General features: G+C 61.3%; 1 protein-coding gene. It reads right to left on the bottom strand.

The genetic code is table 11. The annotated features are described in order from the left end of the window. A partial coding sequence (locus O7A60_RS31835; protein WP_337109603.1) for a KUP/HAK/KT family potassium transporter occupies positions 1-395 on the bottom strand: 395 nt, incomplete at both ends.

The following is a 395-nucleotide window of genomic DNA, read 5'->3' on the forward strand; positions in this document are numbered from 1 at the left end:
TGGCGGGTCAGCGAAAAAGCCCCTGAAATGACCGCCTGGCTGGCGATGACGGTAGCCGCCGTCGCCAGCACCACCATCGGGATCAGCGTCCAACCCCCGTTCATCTCGAAGAACGGATGGCCCACCACGCCGCCATTCGCCAGTATGAAGGCGCCTTGCCCGGCATAATTGAGCAGCAGGCAGGGGAACACGATCGCAAGCCAGGCAAGCACGATCGGCTTGCGGCCGAAATGGCCGAGATCGGCATAGAGCGCTTCTGCGCCGGTCACTGCCAGAAACACAGCACCGACAGTGACGAAGGCGACGTCGGGCGAATTGATCAGGAAAGCGACGATATAGTGCGGGCTGACGGCCCACAGGATTTCCGGATCGACGATGATGTGATTGATGCCGGA

The organism is Mesorhizobium salmacidum (SeqCode) (assembly GCF_037179605.1).
Taxonomy (GTDB): Bacteria; Pseudomonadota; Alphaproteobacteria; order Rhizobiales; family Rhizobiaceae; genus Mesorhizobium; species Mesorhizobium salmacidum.